This window comes from Flindersiella endophytica (genome assembly GCF_054779015.1).
In genome coordinates this window covers 177,614-195,691 of the sequence record NZ_BAAGYY010000042.1, presented here as the reverse complement: position 1 = coordinate 195,691, position 18,078 = coordinate 177,614, and the positions used below count along the sequence as shown (strand labels likewise).

Below are 18,078 nucleotides of genomic sequence, written 5' to 3'. Positions count from 1 at the left end.
TTCAGCGGTGCGGAGCTCGTTACTTCGGCGCGGATGTGATGATTCTCAGGTGATCGGACGTGTGAGCAGCCCAGTCTTCGTCGGCCGCGCGGCCGAGCTGGCCGAGCTTGCCGCAGCGTACGAGGATGCCGCCGAGGCCGCCTCGGTCGTGCTGATCGGCGGCGAGGCCGGAATCGGCAAGTCCCGGCTGATCGCGGAGTTCGGCACGCGGGTGCGCGACCGGGGCCCGCGCATCGTCGAGGGTGGCTGCCTGGAGCTCGGCTCCGACGGCCTGCCGTACGCACCGTTCGTCGCCGTGACGCGCAGGCTCGTCCGCGACCTCGGCCCGGAGCGCGTCGCCACCATGCTGCCGGGAGGCGTCCGGAGCCTCGCCCGCTGGCTGCCCGAGCTGACCGCCGGCGTCGCCCTGGACGGCCTGACCGGCGAGGACGGCGGCAAGCCGCGGTTGTTCGAGGAGATCCTGACGCTGCTGGAGCAAGCGGCCGCCGACCGTCCGCTGGTCGTCGTCCTGGAGGACCTGCACTGGGCGGACGCGTCCAGCCGTGAGCTGCTGGTGTTCCTGGTCCACAACCTGACCTGCCCGGGAGCGCTGCTGCTCGGCACGTACCGATCGACGCTGGAAGCCGCCCATCCGCTGCGCCCGCTGGTCGCCGAGCTCAGCCGCGCGCCGCGGGTCCGGCTGCTGGCACCCGCTCGGTTCGGCCGGGCGGAGGTCGAGCGGCAGCTGGCCGGGATCCTGGAGGACCGGCCGGAGCCGATGCTCGTCGGCCGGATCCTCGACCGTAGCGAGGGCAACCCGCTGTTCGTCGAGGCGCTGGTCCAGGCCGGCGAGACGACCCCGGAGACCGTACGCGAGCTGCTGCTCAGCGGGCTGTGGGTGATCCCTGACCAGAGCAGGCAGCTGCTCCGCGTGGCCTCGGTCGCCGGCGGCCAGTTCGGGCACGCGCTGCTGCCGGCCGTGACCGGGCTCGACGGCCACGTGGTCGACGACGCGCTCCGCCCGATCGTCGACCGGCAGCTGCTGGTGCCCGCGGGCGACGGCTACGCGTTCCGGCACGCGCTGATCCGGTCGGCGGTCTACGAAGGCCTGCTGCCCGGCGAACGGACCCGGCTGCACGCCGAGTTCGCGGAAGCGCTGGTGGCCAGCCCGGCTCTCGTACCCGAAGGCCGGGCGCCGGCCGAGCTAGCGAACCACTGGTACGCCGCAGGTGCGCACCGGCAAGCGTTGGTCGCGGCCTGGGAAGCCGCCGAGTCGGCGCAACGCTCGCTGGCGTACGACGAACAGCATCGGATGCTGGAGCGCGTGCTGGAGCTGTGGCCGCTGGTGGGCGATGCCGAAGTGCGGCTCGGCGTCGACCGGGCGACCGTGCTGGTGCTCGCCGCCGACGCCTGCCTGTTCGGCGGCAACGGCGAGCGCGGCCGCGAGCTGGCCACGGCGGCGCTGGCCGAGATCGACGCGGAAGCCGAACCGATGCGTGCGGTCGAGGCGCTGGAGCTGCGCGGCCGGATCGAGCATCGGATCAGCGGAGGCGGCGGCGAGGATGTCGAAGCCGCGCTGCGACTCCTGCCGGACGACCCGGACCTGCCCGCCAGAGGCCGGCTGATCGGGCAGCAGGCCCACCTCGCGCTGCTCGCCGGCGACTACGAGGGCACCCAGGATCTCGGCAAGGAGATCTGGCGGATCGCGGAGCAGACGGACGACGTTGGCCTGCGGTACCGCGCGCGGATCGTGCTGAGCATCTCGATCGCCGCGTCGGGTGACTACGAGCAGGCACTCGGCCTGCTCGCCGAGGCCCGGCAGCTGGCGCAGAGCTACCGCAACCCGGACCAGCTGCTGACGGCGATTCTGTACGAGAGCGCCGTTCTGGGCATGTTCGTCGGTGACTACGAACGCGGCGCCGTGATCACCCGGCCGGCGGTCGTCCAGGCGAGGCGGGTCGGCATGGCCAGCATGCGAGGAACGATGCTGGCTGCCAACCTGGCGGTCTGCCTGTTCGCGATCGGCGAGTGGGAGGAGCTGGCCGAGCTGCTGGCGGAGTCGCTGACCTGGGCGCCACCGCCGCTGTACCGCTGCAGCCTGCTGATCTGGCGGATCGAGCTGGCGACCGCGCGCGGCGACCTGACCGCGGCCGCGGCGGCGGCCGAGGAGTGCGCCGCGATCATCGAGGAGCACCCCGAGACCGGGCGGATGCAGGCAGGTCACCATGCGCCCCGGCTGCGGTTGGCTCTCGCCGAAGGCGATCTGGCGGCAGCCGCGAAGGCGCTGTGGCATGCGCTGGCCGATCCGGAGCTGATGGGCCGGACCGAGCAGGCCTGGGAGCTGATCGGGATCGGATGCGACATCCGGCTCGCGTTGCTGGCCAAGGCGGGGCGAGACGAGAACGCCGGGGCCGAGGCGGACCGGCTGGCGTCGGAGTTGGCCGCCGTCAGCCGCCGGGCGCCCGCGGCGACCCTGTGGGAGCGGGCGTGGCAGTCGAAGTACCTCGCCGAGGTGAGCGAGGGCGACCAGGTGCGGCCGGCCTGGGAGGCGGCCGTGGCTGCCTGGCGGGAGATCAGGATGCCTTACTGGCTGGCGGAAGTGCTGGTCCGGGCGGCGCGGGCGGACCTGGAGGCCGGTGACCGTTCGGCCGCCCGGGCGAAGTTGGGTGAGGCGGCGGAGACCGCGGACCGGTTGGGGGCGGTGCCGCTGGCGTATGAGGTCGAGCAGCTGGCGGCGCGTGCTCGGTTGACGTTGGCTCCGGATGCGGGGTCGGCTGTGTCTGCGGGGCGGCAGCATGGCCTGACGCCGCGTGAGCTGGAGGTGCTGCGGTTGCTGGCGGCTGGGCGGAGTAACCGGCAGATCGCGGGGGAGCTGTTCATCTCGGCCAACACCGCGGGTGTGCATGTGTCGCGCATCCTGACCAAGCTCGGCGTGACCACACGTACGGAGGCGGCCGCCCTCGCCCATCGCGAGAACCTCTTCGACGGTTGAGCCCCCTGGCGGCACGCGGTCCGTACTCTGTTCGACAGCTGAGCTTTCGACGGCTTACGACACGGTGGTGCGCACCAGCCAGCCGGGGTGGTCGGTGTGGTCCATGCCGATCTCCTCGCTGGAGCCGAACGGCAGGTCGTTGGTCGCCATGATGTGCTGGACGTCGCCGTCTCCCTTGCGGTACCAGCCGGCCGGCACGCAGTCCTGGACGTTAGGGCTGCCCTGGTACTTCAGGTTGAGGTCACCGCCGACGACACTCGGGTGGACGGCACCCTCGTAGTCCCAGACCGCCGGGACGACCGAGCTCATCAGGTACTCGCACTGGGCCAGCGCGACCGAGCCGGCGCCGCTGGCCAGGTGGGTGGTGCAGGCGTAGTAGTTGCCGAGCGCCGCCGTGCACAGCCAGGCGCGCAGCTCGTTGGAGTCGGCCCGCTGGTCGGGATAGATGTCGCCGAACGCGTCGAGGCCGGTCCACTGGTCGGCCGGTACATGGCCGAGAACGCCGATGCCGTACTGATCGCCGTTGGCGCACTGGTACGGCGCGTTGGTGGCCCGGTTGAACGCCGGCATGAACGCCCAGAACGTCCAGTCGGCGGGGTACATCTCTGCCATCGACGGGAACAGGCTGACCTCCACGTCGGCCCGGCACACCTCGTTCAGCGTCACGACGTCGGGCAGCTTGCTGGTGATGACGTCGTACCCTTCGGGGATCGACTGGCCGTCCTCGTAGCAGCCCGCCAGTCCGCTGTTGCAGAGGTTCAGCTGCAGCACCCACATCGGATAGCCGGGCGGCAACGTCGCCGGCGACGGAGCGGCGGCCCGTTTCGGGGCCGCGGAGCCCTTGCTGACAACGAGGTTCGGACTCGGCAGCGCCTTGTCCGGCGCGGCCGACGCGGCGGGCGGCAGCAGGAGCGCGCCGAGGCAGGCGGCGATCATCGAGCAGGCGAACAAATGGCGCAAACGCATGGTTTCCCCTCCCTTGCCGGGCAATGGAAGAACGCGACCCGGCCTGTTCGCAGTGTCGGTAACTCGACGGGAGATTTGCACGGGGGTGGCCACAAGTTGCCGCGTTGGCCAGAACCGGAAGGCGACGGTAGGTATCGATCGAAATTCGATGGGTTCACCAATTCCGGCGTTGCGCCGGAAACGCTGCCGCAATAGCGTCCGGAACAAGGCCGGGAGAGCGCTTACCAGTCGCTTCGGAGAGGGTGGAAATGAGAACGCGAGCTCGACCCTGGAGGCTACGCAGGACCCTGGCCATCGCCGCTCTGGCCGCGGTCGGCGCCACCGGCTCACTGGCCGGAGGCCCGGCGTTCGGCATGACACCGCGAGCGGATCGCCCAGCCACGCAGACCAACGCAGCGGGCGCCGGCCGGTCGGCAGCGGCACCGGGCGACACCGCCCGGCTCAACCGTGGCGTGATCAGTCTCCGCCACGGCAACGGCAACTTCATCAGCTGGCGCCTGCTGGTGAGCGACCCGGACGGCGTCGCGTTCAACGTCTACCGCGACGGTACGAAGGTCAACCGGACGCCGATCAGCAAGGGAACCAACTACGTCGACGCGGGCGGACCGGCCGGCGCGAAGTACTCCGTTCGCCCCGTCGTGCAAGGCGTCGAGCAGGTCGCGGCCGCGTCGGACCCGGACGAGTCGATCGGCACGCTGGCGACGTCGATGGACGTGCCCCTGCAGATTCCGGCCGGGGGGACGACACCGAGCGGCGAAAATTACACCTACACCGCCAACGACGCCAGCATCGGAGACCTCGACGGCGACGGCCAGTACGAGATCGTCCTGAAGTGGGATCCCACCAACGCCAAGGACAACTCGCAGTCCGGCTACACCGGAAACGTCTACATCGACGCATACGAGCTTTCCGGCCAGCGCAAGTGGCGGATCAACCTCGGCCGCAACATCCGCGCGGGTGCGCACTACACGCAGTTCCAGGTCTTCGACTACGACGGCGACGGCCGCGCCGAGGTCGCGATGAAGACAGCCGACGCGACGATCTCCGGCACCGGCCAGACGATCGGCAACGGCAGCGCCGACTATCGCAACTCCTCGGGGTACGTCCTGTCCGGGCCGGAGTACCTCACCGTCTTCAGCGGAGTCAACGGCGAGATCCTCGCGACCACCAACTACATCGTGCCCCGTGGCACCGTTTCCAGCTGGGGCGACTCCTACGGCAACCGCGTCGACCGGTTCCTGGCGGGCACGGCGTACGTCGACGGCTCGCACCCGAGCATCATCATGGCGCGCGGTTACTACACCCGCAGCGTCGTCGTCGCGTGGGACTACTCCAACCGCACGCTGACCCGCCGCTGGACGTTCGACAGCAACAGCTCCACCAACGGCTCGGCCTGGACCGGCAAGGGCAACCACCAGTTGTCGATCGCCGACGTCGACAACGACGGCCGCGACGAGATCATGTACGGCTCGATGGCCGTCGACGACAACGGCGCGGGCCTGTGGAACAACAGCACGCACCACGGCGACGCGTACCACGTCAGCGACTTCATCCCGTCCCGCTCGGGTCTCGAGTTCTTCAAACCGGACGAGTCGACCGGTGATCCGGCGGACTACGTGGGTGACGCGCGGACCGGCCAGATCATCTGGCAGTCGGCGTCCTGTGGTTGCGACAACGGACGTGGAGTCGCGGCTGACGTCTACGCGGGCAACGCGGGCGCCGAGGTCTGGTCGTCGGCGGTCGGTGGGCTGCGCAGTGCCACCAACGGCTCCCAGGTCGCCAGCCGTAAGCCAGGCTCGACGAACTTCGTGATCTGGTGGGACGGCGACGTGCAGCGCGAGCTGCTCGACAGCAACCACATCGACAAGTACGGCACGGGCGGCGACACCCGCCTGCTGACCGGTGACGGCGTGACGTCCAACAACGGCACGAAGTCGACTCCCGCGCTCCAGGCCGACATCCTCGGCGACTGGCGCGAGGAGGTCATCTGGCGGACGACCGACAACTCCAGGTTGCGGATCTACTCCACGACCGACTCCACGAGCATCAGCTGCCGCAGCCTGATGCAGGACAGGCAGTACCGCGAGGCGGTCGCCTGGCAGAACACGGCGTACAACCAGCCGCCCCATCCGCGCACCGCCGGACCGTGCTGAGGAGGGAGCGAGGATGCACCTGTCGATGGACAGACTGCAGCCCAGCCGGCGCGCGCTGCTCAAGGGCGTCGCGCTCGGCGTGAGTGCGCCGCTGCTGGCCGCAGGTGCGAGCACAGTGCTGGCTCCGGCCGCACAGGCGCTCGCCAAGCAGAGCAGGATTCCGCGCTTCGTCACCGACGCCGGCGCCTACACCGGCAACTTCCGTGAGTCAACGAACTTCTGCGTACGTTGGGGCGATCTGGTCGATGTCGTCACGTGGGGGCGGAACAACCGCGGCATCGACGACTATCCGGCCTACATCCTTGAGAAGATGGAGGCGACCTGGACGTACTTCCGGGACACCGCGCGCTTCATCGACCCCGACCTGCAGTCGCCGGGCAACCAGTACCGCGTCAACCTCTACCTCGGTGGCAGCTGGCGGAACGACTTCATGCCGCCGGCCAACTGGGCCGGGACCGACGAGATCGGGCTCGGGCACATCTGCCTGCCGTACGACAAGATCTGGGATCTCTGGGTCGAGGGACACGAATACAACCACGTCCTGCAAAGCTATGCCTGCCAGCTCAACCGCGCGCAGGGGCGGGGCGGCGGCTTCGGCTACGGCAACCCCTACTCCGGGCGCTTCTGGGAGGCGCACGCCAACTTCATGGCGCGGATGCGGCGGCCCGAGGTCGTGATCGGGTCGGGTTACTTCGGCAGCCGGCACCACTATCGCTGGCTCGACCAGATGACGTACTACGGCGACTGGCTGCTGCTCAACAAAATCCGCGACACCTACGGCCTCGACCAGATCCACCGGCTGTGGTACGAAGCGCAGCAGGGCGAGCATCCGATCCAGGCCATCAAGCGGCTCTACGGGCTGAGCCATCCGCAGTTCGCCGAGCTGATCGCCGACTACGCGCGTCGTAACGTCGTCTACGACTACACCGACGCGGCCGCGATCCGCAGCGACGTGTGGCGCGGCACGTCGACGTACACGCCGAAGTACACCGTCTCGCTGGACTCGCTCGGCTCGGGCAACTTCCGGGTGCGGCAGGCCAACACGGTCCAGCAGTACGGCTACAACCTGATCCGGCTGCAGCCTTCGCAGGCCGGCGGCCAGGTGACGGTTCGGCTGACGGGCACCGTGAACCCGGGCATCGGCTCGGACTGGCGGCTCAGCTTCGTGGCCGTACGCAGCAACTTCGGCGTGCGGTACAGCCCGATCCACGGACCGAACACGGACGCGTCGTTCGCGCTGCAGAGTGGTGAGTCGTATCTCATGCTCGCAGTGGCGGCGACACCCTCGGTACACGTCAACTATCGCGAGGGCGCCACCATCGACACCTATCCGTACCAGCTCAATATCCAGGGCGCGACGCCTGTGGCCGGGACGACGTAGCACCGCCAGAAGGGTGTCGATGCCGGTCTTCGCGGATCGGTATCGACACCCTCGGTCTGTCTGCGGCTGCGCTCGGTCTGTCAAGCTTCCGGTATGGCCGAGCAGCAGCTGGATGGCGGGATCGCGAACGCGGGCCAGGTTGTCCGTGTCGGTCGGCATGTTCTTCGTCCTTCGAGTCCGCACTCGGGTTCGATTCACGCCTTCTTGCGGGCGGTGAGGAACGCCGGATTCGAGGGTGCCCCGACACCGGTCGGCATCGAGGAGGACGGACGCGAGCGCCTGGTGTTCATCGAGGGCGAAGTCCCGGTGGCGCCCTATCCGGACTGGAGCCAGTCCGACACCGCACTGGCCTCGATCGCCCGGCTGCTGCGCGGGCTGCACGACGCCGCGCGCGAGTTCGACCCTCGGGGTCTGAGCTGGAACGACAGTCTGGCTGACCCTGCGGGTGGGTCGCTGGTGTGTCACAACGACGTGGAGCTCTCGAACGTCGTGTTCCGTGATGGTGTCGCTGTTGCGCTGCTCGACTTCGAGTTCGCCGCCCCTGGCCGTCCCGTCTACGACGTGGCTCAGCTTGCCCGGCTCTGTGTACCGATCGAGGACGACTTCGACCAGGAGCGGATCGGCTGGCGGCCGGCCGATCGGCCGGCGCGGTTACGACTCGTCGCCGACGCCTACGGACTGGATAGGGACGGCCGGGTGGAGCTGCTTGCCGCCGTGGACGATGCCCTGTCCCGCATCGAAGCAGCCGCGCGGCGCAGCCTCGATGTGGGTGACCCGAACACCGTCGCGATGATGAACCGGAGAGGAGGCATCGAGAAGTTCGACCGCCGGCGCCGCTGGTGGAGCGCCCACTACGAGCACTTCGCCGCCGCCCTTGTCTGACCAGGCCCTCATCCGTTTACCCGCGCACCCTCTGGAATAGATCGTCTAGAAGGGTGGCTCCTCGAACGGGATCAGGTGGGTGGGCTCGATGGGGTAGGAGTGGCCGTGGGGTCCGACGAGGCGGTAGCCGGGCCGGCCTGGTTGTAGCCGGTGTGCGGGGATGGGCTGGTCTTGCCAGTCGCCCTTGTTCTTGTCGCGGTGGTGGGTGCGGCATTTGGGGCCACCGGTGTGGAGGTCGGTGGCGCCCTGTCTACATCGCTCGGTGCGGTGGTCGATCTCGCAGTCGATGGAGGGCTTGTCGCAGGTGTACCAGTCGCAGGACGGCCGGGTGATCTCGACCAGTTCGCGCAGGCGGCCGCGGAAGAGTCCGCCGAGTTGGTGGACCTGGATGATCCGGCCGCTGCGCGGGTCGGTGACCACGACCTCGTAGTCCATGTGCGGGTTGTCGAGGTTGTTGCGGGCGATCCGCTCGGCCACATGGTGGGTGATCGCACCCACCCACGTCAGGCTCGAGTTGCCGCTGGACGTGCCGAGCAGTTCCCTCAACGTCGTCACCAACATCACCCGCCCCGACGGCCTTCCCGATGGCATCTCCGGCGCGTTCGACGCGGCCTGCCGGTCGGACTGGGCCTGCTGACCGGCAGGTTGAGCGGACTGCCGGCTGGGGCAGGCGATGAGGTTGGCCGTGCCCGAGAGCAGAGAGGCGGCGATGTCGGCACGCAACTGCGGCATGGCCCGCTCGTCACCCCGGCGTTTGGCGACCCTGGCCAGAGCGTTCACGTGGGCGTAGGCCTCAGCTGCCTGATCGGCGGGCAGGTTGGTCACGCTGAGGTCGGCGGTGGAGTCCTGCGCGGCGGTCACACTGAAATTGCGGTCATCGACCAGCTTGTCATGTCGCTTCTGCGCACCCTCGGGGTCGACCCGCAGCACTTCCCGCTCCACCCGCTTGCGGACCTTGTGCCGCGGCCGGCGCATCCCCTCGGCCGCACCTTGGCGGATCCACCGCAGCACAGCGGCCTCGACCCGCCGCCGCGCCAACAGGTCACTGGCCAGCACGGCAGTGCCGTCGGCGATCTCCCGCGCGACATCGGCCTCCAGCTCACCGGCATCCAGCGCGTGCAGGGTCTCGGTCAGGTCCTGACCCAACTCCTGGGCCAGGCCCACGTGGTTGTCGGCACGATGCCGCGACCAGCCACACGCCGCTTCCAGTTCACCGGCGGCATGGTCCTCGGGATAGTCCAGCCGTGCAGGCGGAGCGTCCTCGAAACCAGGCGGGCACAGCAGCAGCTCCTGCGTCGCCCGCAACCCGGCCGCTTCCAAATGCGCGACCTGCCGCCGCACCGCCGCCACGAAATCCACCAACTGGTAGCCGTTCAGCTCTCCCAGCCGATCCTGAAAAGACTCCACCAGCACGGCCAACTCCACACCAGGCTTCAGATCCGGCAGCATCTCCAATGCCGCTGGACCGGTAAGAACTGCCGTGCTGGACATACCCTAATTCTACGCCAACTGGGCGTATTCGACCATATATTCGAAATAGGTCAGATCCTCTGAATCGAACGACGACGCGCGAACGCATCGGCGAGCGCCTGGCCCTGCGCCTGGATCAAGGTAGGTACTCCCCGCGCAGTTTCCGGATCAGCGATCGATCACGTCCTTCAGCCTGGGGCCGGTGTCGAGGTACGTGACGGGTGCGCCCGTCACCTCCTCCACCTGGTCGATCAGGCGTTTCACCTGCTGCGTAACGGCTTCCCCGCTACGAGCCCCGCGCATGGCGGGGTCGTAGTGGTCGCAGAAGGTCAGGGCGATCTGGGTGGGGCCGTTGAGCATCGTGGCGTAGTCCAGCAGCTCCCAGTCGATCCGCTCGGCCTTGCGGCGTGGGCGTCCGGTGTTGACGCCGTACTCCGCGATGCCGCGGCGCTCGGCTTCCACAGCGCTCATCTCGTACGGCAGCGGCCCTTCACCGACTCGGCTCGGCATCGCCTTGACGACCATGACGACATCGCTTGCCAGCCGCCAGTTCAGGCCAACGTCGTCCATCGCGGCGGCGGCGGTGCAGTTGTCCGCGGTGGCGCAGGGATAGTCGGGGCTGAACGCGAGCGACAGCATGGTTCCCTGCGAGCCTTCGACCAGCACAGTGTCGCGGGCCGCGGTCTGGTTGACCAGCCGGGCGACGTCGGTCGTGTACGGCTGGAGCCGGTCGTTGTCCTTGGCCTGCTGGGCTTTCCGCAGGACGAAGTCGGCCCGGGCCGCGCCGACGCCACTGCACGTCGAGCCGATCGTCTCGGTGAAGTGCGGGTCGGAAAGCTCGGCCTTGATGTGGTCGGGGGAGATGACCGCGCAACGGCCGTCGACGACGACTCGGTCGGCCAGCCCGTAACGTTCGACCTCGTCGGCGAAGATGTCCGGATCGACGAGCACACCCGACCCGACCGCGACTCGCGTGCCGGGGTTGAGCCACGCCGTCGGCAGCTGCCTGGCCTTGACGAGCGTTCCGTCGTCGAGCGTGACACTCGCTCCGGCGTTCGTGCCGACTCCGGCGCGGACTGCCAACGGTGGCTTGTCGCGCTGGGCAAGATGCGCGCAGAGCTTGCCCTTTCCGGAGTCGCCCCACATGGCGTCCACGATGATGACCGCTCCCATCGCAACCCCTCTCAGTTGCTGTGCAGCTCGTCGACGGTCGCGGCGTCGGCGCCGAAACCAACGACGGACATCAGGGCGGTGGCCTGCTCGGGCGGCAGCAGCCGGGCCCGGAGATCCACCAGGTGCGGGCCGAACCTGGCTTCGAGCTCGGAACGCAGCTCGGCGAAGATCGCTGCCAGGTAGGCCTCGTCGCGGATCAGCTTGTCCACGACGCGCAACAGTGCGGGATGTTCGGTGTAGACGGCGCCGGCCGGCTCGTCGAGCGAGGCGATCAGCGCGGTACTGGAGTCGACGGAGAGCGTGAGCAGGTGGCCGCCGACGGTCTTGCTGGGCGGCTCGTGGTGGTAGACGTCGACGCCGGCCTCCGGCTCCGAGAAGTCCGTCGGTGCTTCGCCGAAGACGTTCACCACGACCTGACGGCCGGAACGTGCGGCCGTACGCAGGGGCTCGCCGAGCCAGGCCAGGTCGTCGGCCCAGAGACAGACGGCCACCCGGTCTCGTGCGTCGGCGGCGAGGGCACTGGCGCGTTCGATCACGGCGTCGCGACCGCGCAACGTCCAGAACGCGGCGGGCTCGGGCCGTTGCGCGATCGTGGCGAGCTCGGCGACCAGCGCCTCGCAGCGTTCGGTGGTCTCGCGCCTGATCCGGCCGAGTACGGCGGCCGGCGGCTGCGCGACGAACCGGGCGGGGGAGTCGGTGACCTGCTCGACGACGCCACGGTCGACCAGGGCGGCGAGCACCTGGTAGACGTTCGCGCGCTGCAGGCCCGCCAGCTTGGCCAGCTCGTATCCGGTGGCGGACGGGCGCTGCAGCGCGGCGACGTAGACCCGGGCCTCCTGCGAGGAGAACCCGACCTCGACAAGTCGGTCGATCACGTACGCCGAGGCTACGCGATGAGTAGTAGCTTGCGCAACTACTATCGACCAGACGGCTTGCCGGCCAGCTCGGCGAGGTACGGCACGAGGTCCGCCGGGCTGGGCATCGCGCGCAGCTCCTCGCGTACCTCCGCTGCCGCTGTGGCCAGCCCGGCATCGGTGAGCAGCTTGTGAACGAGGTCCGGGCTCAGGTCGCTGTCCCCGATCGCGAGGCCGCAGCCGCGCTTGGCGACGGCTTGGGCGTTGGCGGGCTGGTCGGCGCCGCCGGGGATGACGATCTGCGGGAGCCCGGCGTCCACCGCGGTCAGGACCGTGCCGGCGCCACCGTGGTGGACGATCGCGTCGCTGGTGGCGAGCAGCGAGCCGAGCGGGACCCAGCCGACCGGGCGTACGTTGTCCGGAAGCTCACCGAGCCCCGCGGCGTCGACGTCGCCGAGCGCGATCACGAACTCCGCGTCGATCACGCGCGCGGCCTCGATCACCGGGGCCAGCTTGCCGAGCCCGCCTGCCTTCGGGATGACGGTGCCGAGCGTGACCGCCACCCGCGGCCGGTCGATCTGCTCGAACAGCCAGCCGGGAAGCACGCCGCCGCCGTTGTACGGCACGTACCGCAGGTCCACCCGCCCGCTCGAGTCGACGATCCGCATGCTCGGCGGAGCGACGTCCAGCCAGGCGGCCGGTAGCTCCGTCGTGGCGAGCCCGTGCCGTTCGTTCGCGCCGGCCATGCCCGCCTTGAAGAGCTCCTGGTGCTCTTCGCTGTGCATGAAGCCGAGCCCGTGGAGTACGGACGGCACGCCGAGCTTGGTGGCCACCAACTGGCCGGCGCCCGAACCATGGGGTGGGTAAACGACGAGGTCCGGCCGCCACTGCTCGGCAACCGCGAGGGCGCGGTCGGCCATCTCGTCGCTGTAGAAGGTGAAACCGCCGAACCTGGGTGGTGACGACCCGGCGCCGGGGCCGCCTCCGGCCGGCCGGTCGGCGGCCTTGCCGATCATCGAGTAGAACTTCTCGACGTCGACCTCCGGCGCGCAGTCGACGACCGGCAACCCGGCCGCGGCGGCGTTGCCGGCCGCCTGCCCACAGGTGGCGACGAGCACGTCGTGGCCGGCGGCTCGCAGCCCATGAGCCAGCGAGATGACGGGGTAGAGCAGGCCGTAGAACGGCGGCGTGGTGAACAGGATGCGCATGATGAGACCCCCAGAGTCGCAGAAGTGAAGATGCCTCCCGATATCTCGACGATATATCGGGAGGCATCGTTGGTCAAACCACTTGCCGGGAGTGTGCCGTCATCCTTCACGCCCGAGGTGACGGCGGCAACCAGATTGCTTTGGCGGGATCGGGCCGCCTGTTTCGGCAGAATGAGGGCGTGGACGAGAACAGCGCGAGCGAAGAGACGTGGAAGCGGGAAGCCGCCGCTCAAGAGGAGGCGTGGAGGCAGCACGCCGCTGCCCAGGAGGAGGCGTGGAAGCGGCATGCGGCCGCGCAGGACACCTGGTGGAAGCAGCGGATGCTGGGCCAGCAGGAGGAGATCCTCCGGCAGGACAACCTGATGTACGGCGGGTTGATCGCGATCGGCATCGTCATGATCCAGCCGTTCCTCGCGCCTGGAGCCGCGCCGGTGGAGCTGGCCGGCAAGATCTGCGTGATCGCCTTCGCTGTCGCCATCCCACTGCTGGCGGCGCTCGTCGTGCTGAACCGGCAGGAGATCTTCCGGAAGCGTGCTACCAAGTCCGGTCTTGTTCTCGTCGCGAAGAGTGTTGCCCTGGGAGTCGGGTTCCTCGGTGTGGTCGCCGGGTTCTGGCAGATCCTGCCGCTCGCCGGCATCGGGGCTCTGGTGTTCGCGTTCATCGGCTTGTTCGTCCACTCCGCCGGCTACACCCGGGTGGAACAAGACGACGCCGAAGGGACCGAGAGCCCCGAGTCGTAGCCCAGCCTGCGGGCCGGAGGTCAGTAGCCGCGCTGGACGTCGATGACGCCTTCGAGGGGCCAGCCGGCGATGCGGCGGCGTACGTTGTCGCGTACGCGGTCGGCGAGGGCGGGCACCAGCCGGCCGAGCGGGTTGGCGGAGTGCGGGGTGATCAGCGCGCGCGGCTCACTCCACAGCGGGTGGCCGTCGGGCAGGGGCTCGGGGTCGGTGACGTCGAGGCCGGCGCCGGCGATCTCGCCGTCGCGCAACGCCGCGACCAGCGCGTCGGTGTCGATCAGCGAACCGCGGGCGATGTTGACCAGCCAGGCGTGCGACGGCATCAGCTTCAGCTCGCGAGCGCCGATCAGATGCTTGGTCTCCGGCGTCGAAGGCGCGCCGATCACTACGAAGTCGGACGCCGACAGCAGGTCGTCCAGGCGGTCGGGCGTCCACGTCTCGGCGGCACCGGGCACGGGCGTGCCGGAACGCGTGATCGCGAGCACCCGCGAACGGAACGGCGCCAGCAAGCCGATCAGCGTGCGGCCGATCCCGCCGCAGCCAACGATGCCAACCGTGCGGTCGAACAACGTGCCGGACGTGACCCGGCTCCAGGTCTGCTGCCGCGCGAGCTGGTGCAGGTGCCGTGCCCCTGCGAGCATGAGCGCGAGCGTCTGCTCCGCGCAGGTCTCGGCGTAGCTGCCGGCCGCGCTGGTGAACACCTTGCGATCGCTGAACGCGCCGGCGGCGAACCAGCCCTCCACACCCGCGGACTGCAACTGCACCCACGTGATGCCGTCGTGGTCGATCGTCGCGAACTCCGCGGGCGAGCCGCCGTACCACACGACCGCCTCCGCCGCGGCCGGATCGTCGACCACCTGTCCGCCGGCGGACGTGACGGCCTCGATCAGTTCAGGAGTGTGCTTGGGCCCGATATAGATCTGCATGGCCTCATTATCCCGGTGCGGCGTGCATCCGTATGCACCCGCCAGGTTACGCGGCCAGGTCGGCCACGAACACGCAAAGTATGTCCGGGGGGGTATATCGAGAACCGAACGCGACGCTGTTGACCGGTCTACCTGCCGCCGACCGGCGAGTGACCGCGGTACGACTGCGGTGAGACGCCTGCCAGCTTGCGGAACGTACGGCTGAAGTACGCGCGGTCCTGGAAGCCGACCCGGCGAGCCACCGTCTGGATGCTCTCGTCGCTGTTGCGCAGGCGTTCCTTGGCCCGCTGGATGCGCAGCCGGTTGAGGTACTCCCAGGGCCCGATGCCGTACTGCCGGTGGAACATCCGGCTGAGATAGTCCTCGCTGATGCCCGCGGCGGCCGCGATCTGCCGGCGAGTGAGCGGTCGCTGGTAGTGCCGGTGGAGGTAGCCGACCGCACGCCGGACGAGCTGTCCGGTCTGCGCCGGTACGTCGGCGCCGCGCAGCAAGCGGTCGACCAGGGCGCCGGTCTCCTCCGTCGACAGGATGCCGGCACCGGCCAGGACGACGTGGTTGAACGGCTCCGCGCGTCCGATCTCGGTGGCGTCGAACGAGCTCGCGCCGAGCACGAGTACCGGAACGTCCTGCAGGCGTTCGTCGCAGCGCATCCGGTCGAGTACGTCGAAGGCTTCCATGTCGGGCAGCGGATGTGTCAGGACGACGACGTCCGGAAACTCCTGCGACAGGGCGAACAGCGCGGTGGCGCCATCGGCGGCCAGGACGATCGGCCGGCCCGGCTGCCGCTGCTCGAGCGCCGAACGCAACTCGTCCTGCCGCTTGGGTGTGTCGTCGACGATGACGACGGACCCCTGCGTGCGGGCCGGCCGGAGCAGTTCGAGCGTCGAGGCGAGGTCGTGCCCACGTGCGATCGCGACCGATGACGGTGGCTCGTACAACAGGAACGGGGTGTGCCGCAGCCGCGGATCGTCGAGCAGGCTCCGGACCAGCATCCACTCCAGCGGATCGGCTCCGCTGCTGTCCCAGACGACCGCGCCGGGTTGCCCGCCCTCGAGGCAGCGCCGCAGCTCCTCCTCACCGCGCGGTCGCTGGACGGCCCGCCCGCCGAGGTCCACGTCGCTGTCGCCCACGAGCACGATCCCGCCGTACTGGGCGGTGGTCGGCGCGAAGCCGTCATGTGGTGTCGGGAACGGCAGGCAGACCACGAACGTGTCGCGATCCGGCTCGCGTTCCAGCGTGATCGAGCCACCGTGCAAGGCGATCACCCGCCGCGCGATCGTCAACCCGAGCGACCTGCCCTGTCCGGTGCCGAGCCGGCTGATCGCGAACGGCTCGAAGATGTCGTCGGCCACCTCGGCCGGGATCGCCGACTCGGTGAACGAGAACCGGATCGCGAGCCCAGCGGGTTCGGCGTGGGCCGTGACCGTGAGCTGCCCGGTCGGCGCCAGCCGGTCGGCGGCCCCGAACACGTTGATCAGCGCACGCCTGGTCCGGGCGAGATCCGCGCGAACCAGCGGCAGGCGTTCGGCGACGTCCGGCTGCCGCCCGCCGAACAACTCACGTAGCAGGGCGGCGGGGTCGAACAACACGGTCTCGAGGTCGAGCGCCTCGATCTCGGCGTGTGACAGGTCCAGCAGGTCGTTGATGACGTCGAGCTGGTGCTCGGTGTTGGCGTGGATGTCCTTCAGGAGCTCGGAGAACGGCTCGACGGGGCTCGATACGGACGCCTGCGCCGCCTGTGCCTCCGACGTACGCCGCAGGATGTGCTCCAGCGGTGTCCGCAGCTCGCCGCTGACCGCTGTGAGCAAGCGCGACTTGACGCGATCCGCGCGCTCGGCCTGGTCGCGCGCGGCCAGCACCTCCTGGTAGAGCCGGATCCCCTTCAGCGCCGCGCTCACCTGGTCGCCGATCGCCCGGAAGATCGAGCCGTCCTTCGGACCGGCCTCCAACAACGCGAAGCCGAACTGCTCCGGGCCGACGTGCAGCGGCTCGACCACCAGCTGGTACGAGCGATTCGCGGGCAGCACGCCGTCGGGCACCAGCAGCTCGGCGGCGTACGGCGGCAGCGCCGGCCGGCGGATCCGGCTGCCGTCGTGGACGAACCGGAGCCGCACCAGCGGGCGCGGGCCCTTGCCTTCGTACGGACCGCCTTCGTACAAGGCGAGATAGCAGCTGGTCACGCCGACCGACGGCAGGTGCTGTGCGAGCGCGTCGGTCAGCAGCTCGATGCTCGTCGCGGTCAGCAGCGCGGTGCCGATCGCGCGCAGGTTGCGGGCGGTGTGCTCGTACTGCCAGCGGTCGTAGTCGAACGGCCGGCGGGCCGGCTGCACGGCGTCGGCCGGGCAGCCGCAGGAGCGCCGGACGACCAGGGGAGTGGTGATCCTCGACCCGCCGGGCACCGCGCTGCCGGTCACCCGCGCGGCCAGGATCTCGACCGCGCGCTCGCCGAGCTGGTCGAACGGCATCGCGACCGACGTCAGCGGCGGATCGACCTGCCAGGCTTCGGGCGAGTCGTTGAAGCTGACCACGGCCACCTGTTCCGGCACGGCGATCCCGCGGTCGCGCAGCAGGCGCAGCGCGTCGACGGCGAAGAAGTCGCTGCAGGCCACCAGGCCGTCGAAGTCGCGGCCGGCGCGCAGGCCGCGGGCGTCCAGGATGACCTGGGTCGCCGCGATGCCCGCGTCCCGCCGGAAGTCCGCCGGCGCGGAGACCAGCCGGGGATCGAACGGGATGCCGTGCCTGGCGAGCGTGTCGACGTACGCCCGGTAGCGCTCGGACGTGACGGGGTTGGCGGTCGGGCCCTTGATGAACGCGAGCCGGCGCCTGCCGTGCTGCTCGATGAGATGCGAGATCGCCTCGCACATGCCCCGGTAACTGTCGAGCGTGAGCGTCTGGTGGTCCTCCAACTGCCGGTTCAGGCTGATGACGGGGAGTTCGCGCATCCGGCGCAGCAGCCGCCCGGAGGTGCCGGAGTCGCCGGCGGAGTCGCTGGGCAGGCCGATCGCCGAGCTCCAGCAGATCAAGCCGTCCAGCCGGTGTGGGGAGACGAGGTCGTAGGTCTGGTTCCGGTCCACGCCGGCGCCGATCTCGTCACCTGGCAGGCAGACGACGTTGATGTCGTGGTCGCGCGCGGCCCGGACGATTCCCGACCACAAGGTGGCGCCGACCCCGAGGTGGATGTTGGCCGTGAGCAATCCGAGGGTGGGGCGGCGCTCGGGACACGACGCGTTCTGGAGAGGCACCTTGTACGAAAGATAATGCAATACCGGTACACGTTGAAGAGCTTCGGACGTACTGAATACACAAGGAAAACCGGGGAGGTCCGCGAGACTCGGACACTCCCCGGCTTTCGTCGAT

General features: G+C 69.5%; 12 protein-coding genes. 5 read left to right on the top strand and 7 right to left on the bottom strand.

The window, feature by feature from the left end; all coding sequences use genetic code 11:
* The first annotated feature begins 61 nt into the window (after positions 1-61).
* Positions 62-2,971: a helix-turn-helix transcriptional regulator gene (locus ACYVF6_RS43055; protein ID WP_460531804.1), complete on the top strand. Its 2,910-nt coding sequence runs from the start codon at positions 62-64 to the stop codon at positions 2,969-2,971.
* A 54-nt stretch (positions 2,972-3,025) separates the two neighbouring features.
* Here the strand turns inward: ACYVF6_RS43055 and ACYVF6_RS43050 are convergent, their stop codons facing one another.
* Positions 3,026-3,937, bottom strand: a complete 912-nt coding sequence (locus tag ACYVF6_RS43050; protein ID WP_460531801.1) for a hypothetical protein — start codon at positions 3,935-3,937, stop codon at positions 3,026-3,028.
* A gap of 248 nt (positions 3,938-4,185) precedes the next feature.
* Here ACYVF6_RS43050 and ACYVF6_RS43045 point away from each other — a divergent pair, with 248 nt between their 5' ends.
* The 3 genes from ACYVF6_RS43045 (at position 4,186) to ACYVF6_RS43035 (ending at position 8,353) form a co-directional block, all read left to right on the top strand.
* Entirely contained in the window at positions 4,186-6,090 is a 1,905-nt protein-coding gene (locus ACYVF6_RS43045) for a rhamnogalacturonan lyase (RefSeq protein WP_460531798.1), read from the top strand.
* 25 nt (positions 6,091-6,115) lie between these two features.
* The gene (locus ACYVF6_RS43040; RefSeq protein WP_460531795.1) at positions 6,116-7,471 is read left to right on the top strand and encodes a DUF6055 domain-containing protein; all 1,356 of its coding nucleotides are present in this window, start codon (positions 6,116-6,118) and stop codon (positions 7,469-7,471) included.
* A gap of 213 nt (positions 7,472-7,684) precedes the next feature.
* Positions 7,685-8,353 (top strand): phosphotransferase, encoded by a 669-nt coding sequence (locus ACYVF6_RS43035; RefSeq protein WP_460531792.1) that lies wholly within the window; start codon positions 7,685-7,687, stop codon positions 8,351-8,353.
* A gap of 45 nt (positions 8,354-8,398) precedes the next feature.
* On the opposite strand, the gene ACYVF6_RS43030 is transcribed toward ACYVF6_RS43035, so the two are convergent.
* From ACYVF6_RS43030 to ACYVF6_RS43015, 4 genes are all read right to left on the bottom strand, one after another.
* Entirely contained in the window at positions 8,399-9,844 is a 1,446-nt protein-coding gene (locus tag ACYVF6_RS43030) for a 13E12 repeat family protein (protein ID WP_460531789.1), read from the bottom strand.
* A 147-nt stretch (positions 9,845-9,991) separates the two neighbouring features.
* Positions 9,992-10,996: a P-loop NTPase family protein gene (locus ACYVF6_RS43025; RefSeq protein WP_460531786.1), complete on the bottom strand. Its 1,005-nt coding sequence runs from the start codon at positions 10,994-10,996 to the stop codon at positions 9,992-9,994.
* A gap of 11 nt (positions 10,997-11,007) precedes the next feature.
* Positions 11,008-11,871, bottom strand: a complete 864-nt coding sequence (locus tag ACYVF6_RS43020; RefSeq protein WP_460531783.1) for a TrmB family transcriptional regulator — start codon at positions 11,869-11,871, stop codon at positions 11,008-11,010.
* A gap of 41 nt (positions 11,872-11,912) precedes the next feature.
* Positions 11,913-13,058 carry a glycosyltransferase gene (locus ACYVF6_RS43015; protein ID WP_460531780.1) on the bottom strand — a complete coding sequence of 382 codons (1,146 nt, stop codon included), beginning with the start codon at positions 13,056-13,058 and terminating at the stop codon, positions 11,913-11,915.
* Positions 13,059-13,237: 179 nt separating this feature from the next.
* Here ACYVF6_RS43015 and ACYVF6_RS43010 point away from each other — a divergent pair, with 179 nt between their 5' ends.
* A complete protein-coding gene (locus tag ACYVF6_RS43010) occupies positions 13,238-13,798 on the top strand; it encodes an APC family permease (RefSeq protein WP_460531777.1) in 561 nt (186 codons plus the stop codon).
* Positions 13,799-13,818: 20 nt separating this feature from the next.
* Here the strand turns inward: ACYVF6_RS43010 and ACYVF6_RS43005 are convergent, their stop codons facing one another.
* Together ACYVF6_RS43005 and ACYVF6_RS43000 are read right to left on the bottom strand one after the other, a co-directional pair.
* A complete protein-coding gene (locus ACYVF6_RS43005) occupies positions 13,819-14,721 on the bottom strand; it encodes a D-isomer specific 2-hydroxyacid dehydrogenase family protein (RefSeq protein WP_460531774.1) in 903 nt (300 codons plus the stop codon).
* A 128-nt stretch (positions 14,722-14,849) separates the two neighbouring features.
* On the bottom strand, positions 14,850-17,963 hold the full coding sequence (locus ACYVF6_RS43000) for a substrate-binding domain-containing protein (RefSeq protein ID WP_460531771.1): 3,114 nt from the start codon (positions 17,961-17,963) through the stop codon (positions 14,850-14,852).
* Positions 17,964-18,078 lie beyond the last annotated feature (115 nt).